The sequence below is a fragment of the Streptomyces amritsarensis genome, assembly GCF_001953875.1.
GTDB lineage: Bacteria > Actinomycetota > Actinomycetes > Streptomycetales > Streptomycetaceae > Streptomyces > Streptomyces amritsarensis.
The window spans coordinates 1-5,154 of sequence record NZ_MQUR01000181.1 but is presented as its reverse complement, the minus strand read 5'-3'; the positions used below and the strand labels follow the sequence as shown (position 1 = coordinate 5,154).

Annotated in this window: 4 protein-coding genes and 1 pseudogene; all 5 read right to left on the bottom strand. The window is 71.0% G+C overall.

Annotated features, from left to right (window positions below):
• Positions 1 to 71 precede the first annotated feature (71 nt).
• Entirely contained in the window at positions 72 to 179 is a 108-nt protein-coding gene (locus AVW11_RS37015) for a keywimysin-related RiPP (protein WP_158076184.1), read from the bottom strand.
• 871 nt (positions 180 to 1,050) lie between these two features.
• A complete protein-coding gene (locus AVW11_RS38845) occupies positions 1,051 to 1,608 on the bottom strand; it encodes a glycoside hydrolase family 9 protein (RefSeq protein ID WP_240528349.1) in 558 nt (185 codons plus the stop codon).
• Between the two features lie 114 nt (positions 1,609 to 1,722).
• Positions 1,723 to 2,904 (bottom strand): glycoside hydrolase family 9 protein, encoded by a 1,182-nt coding sequence (locus tag AVW11_RS38840; protein ID WP_240528348.1) that lies wholly within the window; start codon positions 2,902 to 2,904, stop codon positions 1,723 to 1,725.
• Between the two features lie 245 nt (positions 2,905 to 3,149).
• A pseudogene (locus AVW11_RS35185) lies at positions 3,150 to 3,575 on the bottom strand (bestrophin-like domain); the annotation flags it as partial.
• 12 nt (positions 3,576 to 3,587) lie between these two features.
• On the bottom strand, positions 3,588 to 4,301 hold the full coding sequence (locus AVW11_RS35180) for an SMI1/KNR4 family protein (RefSeq protein WP_079250916.1): 714 nt from the start codon (positions 4,299 to 4,301) through the stop codon (positions 3,588 to 3,590).
• Positions 4,302 to 5,154: the final 853 nt, after the last annotated feature.

Sequence of the window (5,154 nt, the reverse complement as noted above, 5' to 3'; positions counted from 1 at the left end):
GGTAGCGGCCGGCAGCCGCTATCCGGCTCCCGGGCCGCGCCGCCGGTTCAGCGGCGCGGCCGGGTCCTCGGTCAGAGAATCTGCTTGCCGCCGAGGATGTCCTTGGGCCCGTTGTCCTTGATCCCGGTCACCTTGCGGAAGCTGCCGGCCTTGGTGAGGGTGGGGCGCTCGTACGTCATCGTCGAACTCCTTTTCTCTTCGGGGATTGCGGGACGTATGCGCATGCGCTGGTCTGCCGATCCGGAGGCCAGCCGTCCCGTTCGATCACGCTACGAAGGGTGGACTGATCGTCACAATGGCGTGTCCGGTCCGGCGGTCGTACGCCCGCGGCGCGCGCGCCGCCACGCGCGCCTCCGAAACATTCCGCCCGCCGCCGAATATTCGGAAATCCGGTTGCGCACACCACACCCGTTACAGGGGATGTGTAAAGACATACTTCTTCGACCAGGGGAGAGTCGGGACCGGCTGGGCCCCGGCCCGGCCGGCACCGACGAGCGCGTCGGGTCCCGCGCGCCCAGCGTGGAGGGTGCGGACCGGTCCGGCGTCGGGCGCGAAGACATGCGTCACGACAGGGACGTGCCCTCGCGGGGTTCTCGCCCTCGGCCTGGTGCCGCCGGCGCTACGCCGCGTTCGCGGCCGCTGTCCGGCTCGGCCTGCCTCCTCCTCAAGGACGCCCTCCAGGGCGAACCGGCCGTCAACTGCTCGCCGACGGCCTTCAGGCGCTCGTGGCCGGTGATCCTCCGCACGATCTCCTCGAGCCTGGCCTTGCTCGTCATGAAAGCGGTGGACGAGTAAGTCCGTGAAGATCGATGACTCTCTGGCAGGGAGGCGGCGGTCCGGGCGGCCTCCGAGGCTGACGGGGCCCGGCGAACGGCGGGGGTCGTTGCCCCGTCCAACGACCGGAGGGTGCCCGGGACACCTGCCCCCGTGCACGGGCACGGCACGGGCCGGCGCGGGGTCGGCACGGGGCCGGCGCGGGGCCGGCACCGTGCCACGTACTGGGCAGCCGGACAGGGTCCCCGAAGGCCGCCCGGTGCGGTACAGCGGCCTTTACCTGTGCCCCGGAGGGTGGCTGGAGAGGGCGAAGGCCAGCAGCGCGGTCGAGGTGAAGTCGATGGCGGGTTCGACGGTCTGCCAGGCGCTGACCCGGTCGAGGTAGCGTGCGCCGCGGCCGTCGAAGTCGCTCCACGGCCGGCCCGGGTCGGCCTGGCAGGCCCGCGTTTCGGGCCAGTGGTTGAGCTCCTTGACCACCTTCGCCCCGTTGGGGCCGTTGACGACAGCACCGTGCAGGATGTCGCCGGTGCCGTCGAGGCTGCCGGCCAGGTTGGCCACCGGATGGGCCGGGCAGTGCGGGTAGACCTCACCGACGCCGATCACGAAACTGCTGCCCCACGGGTTCGCACCCAGGACCCAGCCGCGCTGCCGGGCGGCGAACGCGTCGTACTGGTGCTCGCCGGTCAGCCGGGCGTGCAGCAGCGCCGTGGTGACCAACCCCAAGGCCCGCGGGACGGCGTCAAAGTCGGTGTAGTCGGCCCCCGCCCCGAACGGGTCCTGCCGGGCGCGGTCGGTGGCGTCGGTCAGCTGGCGGCGCAGATCGGCCCTGAGCATGCCCGCCAACTGACCGCCGTGGTCGGGCGAGCCGAGGATTTCGGCGTGGGCCAGGGCGCTGACGTCTGCGACGCCGAGGGTGTCCTTGGTGTCGGAGGCCAGGTAGGCGCGCGCTCAGGCTCCGGCCTGGCGCTGCCATTCGACTGCCCGGGTATCGCCCCGTTGCCGTGCCGCCCGGGCGAGCTGGGCGGCAGCGAGCTGCAGGTCGTCCTGCCAGGAGTCCTCGGAGTAGAACGCGCCCGGGTACGCGGTGACCAGGGGGCCCTCGGGTGAGGTGTCCGCCCGGGCGTAGACCTCGGCAGCCTTGTCGAGCCAGCGGCGGGCGGCAGCGGGGTGGGAGTCCGCCTGCGCGGCGAGGGCGAAGGCCGCAGCCACTCGCCCGGCCAGGTTCGGGCTGATCGGCCGGCCCGGCTCGTTGGCGCGGAACACCGGCCGGTGGCCGATCAGGTGGACGGGATGGCCGGGCTTGGTGTTCATCGCGTCGTCGGCCTCCGGCAGCCGCCACAGGTCGTGGTCGCCGCGCAGAGTGTCGTTGTTGCCCTGGCCGAGGCCGACCTGCGCGTACAGGATGCCCGACGTGTCGTCCCACATCCGCTCCAGCCAGCGTACCCCGTGCTCCGCCTCCGCCGAGAGCCAGTTGGCAGCAGGCACCTCCCGCCCGGCCAGGAACAGCTGGATCACCGAGAAGGAGGTCGTGTGGGTGAACTTCAGGTAGTCCCCGGCGTCGAACCAGCCCCCCGAAACATCGACGGGGCCGCCGGCCGGGGTCAGCCGGCGGTCCACCAGTGTGCTGCCGTCAGCGCTGAAGCGTGGCGTTGCGTACACCGTCGCCTGCCGGTCGCTCAGGTGCGAGGGCTTGCGATGCAACATGCCGGGCACGACCTGCGCGCCGTCGCGCTGGGCCTGGAAGAATCGGACGTTCTGCTCGACCAGGGGGGCCATCAGGTCTGTGGCCGACGCCACCCGAAAGGGGGGCGAGGTCCCGGCCGCCGTTCCGGTGAGCGTCAGACGGTAGGTGCCGGGTGTGGTGAGCGCGGACAGGTCGACCGTGTGCACGGAGGCGAAGCGGTGGTTCCAACCCCCGGTACGGGGCCCGACTCTCCCGGTCAGGACGGAGCGGTTCCGTCCGTCGAGCACGTCAAACCCTGCACCGGCCAGCGCTTCTTCCTCCCCCATGACCGCCGCGACCTTGGACTGACCCACGGCGTAGCCGGCCTGGTCGACGCGTACGAGTGTCTCTCTCGTCTCGGACCCGCGAAGAAAAATGCTCGGATCCCAGCCGACGACAGCGGCCACGGCAACCAGGCTGGCGGCCAAAACGGCCACCGCACGCACACCACGAATGAACACGCCCCAAACTCTGACAGCCGCCACCCCCGGATGCGCTCAACGCCGCTCGGCCCGGCCCGAAGGTTGACCACAGCAAGGCCTCACCCCGCGAGCGTGCTTCCCCCCTGCGAAGCGGACGAGCCGAGAGGTCACGGGGTCGGCGCAGTGTGGAGCGGTAGCCGACCGCATTTGGCCGCTGCCGCCACCTGCGGCTACGTCCGGCGTGCGAAGACAACGATGACAAGGAGGAGGCTGAAGCCGATGAGACCGGCCACCGAGCCAACGAAGAGCAGGCACACCCGCCGGTCCCGCACGCCGTACAGGAAGGTGATCAGGATGATCACCGCGGCGCCGCCGAAAATGAGCACCTGGAGGAGGGCGGGCAGTTCGTCGTGGCTCTGGGAAATCCGTGCCCGGCGCTGGGCGGCGACGTCGTCCAGGCTGTCGAGGGCCTTGCCGTAGAAGGCCTGCTCCGAGATGGACCGCGGTTGGTATCCGGCGAGCACCCGGTACAGGTGGTCCACCGCGTGCGCGGTCACGGCGGCGTTGCCGCGGCCGTCACTCATGAGCGGCCACTGCTGCTCGACAACGGAGTGGACGTAGTCGCGCACGCGGGCGTGCACGTCGGCGCGAGCGCCGGGAGGGAAGGCTTAAGCGTCTCGGACGATTTGGGACACGGCGCTGGCGGTCTCCTTGGAGAAACGTCTTCCATTATCGACCTGGGCGACGACTGGTGGCTGATCTAGGCGTCGGTCATTGCCCTCGGTCTTCCTCCGTCCCACGACGAAGTCGGTGAGGGAGTCGGCGACGAGTTCGGCGCCGACGCTCTGCTCGTGGTCGACCAGGATGACCTGCCCGATGTGTCCGGCGGGGCCGGGAGTGAGGTCGACGACGTATTCGTCGCCGCCATTGGTCCCGAAGGCGATCCAGCCGGTCGAGCCGGCCAGGTTCTGCACCGCGGCACCGGGCGTAGTGCTGCCTGCCGTCGCCGCTGCGAGGTTCCAGCCAGGGTGACGGGCCTCTGCGTCGATGCTGTACAGGTAGTCCAAGCCAAAGAGCTCGCAGCCCACCGCCGTATTGACTTGGCACTCCATCTCGTAGTCGTACTCCTCATCCTCACCGAAATCGTCCGAGCGTGCCCGTACCACCCGGTAGAGCACCTTGAGCTCGTCGGAGAGCGGCATACCGAGGCGTGCTTCGACTGCGGTGATCTCCCCCTCCGTCGCGCCGATGGCGTCGGGCAGCCTTTCGCGCAGCGTCCGCTCGAGCAGTTCGAGGTCCTCATCGGCTGCCTTCGCGGCGCTCGTCGGCGCCCCGCCGGGAGAAACCGTCATCGATGGCAAGCGGGGTCTCTGATCAATCATGCGCAGACCATACGCGGAGCCAATGACAGCGGAGGTCGGCGCGCTGCTGCTCGCCGAGAGCGCAGCTCTCGGTCGGGCCGTCGGCGCGGATCCGAGCACCAATTTGGCCGCACAGGCCAACTATCGCGCTCAGTGTCTACTGCCGGCCCCCGGCCTTTCCCGACTTATCCGCCGCTCACCCCCGGGCAACTCCGCGCAGCGGATCCCGCCTCCGGGATGCCACTCCATCACCGGGCCCGCCGCGTCCCCGTGCTCCGGACACCAGAGACCGGGACGATTCCCCCGCAGTCGTGGCGCGTGCACACACATCCTTCCCGCGGCCCGGCGTACGCCCAACCCTGACGGACTACCCCGGCCGCCAGCCTCTCCGCAGCAGCGCCCCGCAGGCCGGACGGCCATGCCACCGTCACCCGCAGGCCGCCCGACCCTGACCGGAACCGGTCGATCACCCGCACTTCCCCCAGCGCCGCCAACAGGCCGGTCCGGCGCGGTCCGGCGGCGCACGATGCCCCGAACTCCCTGGCCGCCAGCTCGGCCATCGCGTCGGTGGACCAGCCGGACAGCTGGTCCTCCCCGGCCAGACTCAGCCACAGGTAATCCAGGCGGAACCGGTGCGTGGCGCCCTCGGTACCGGCCAGCACCAGCGAGGCGACCGTGGGCGAGGGTGCACGTCCGTGCCGGCCACCGGGGCGGAAAAGTCGGGTGCCGGCGGCGCCAGTTCACCACCGCCGCCCGGCCCACCCTGGCGATCCGCGCCACCTCCGCCAGATACGCCCGATCCCGACCCGGGGCGATCGCCGAAAACGGCAGCAAGCGGGGAGCGGCGGCCCGCCGCCACGGTGCCCACCGCCCG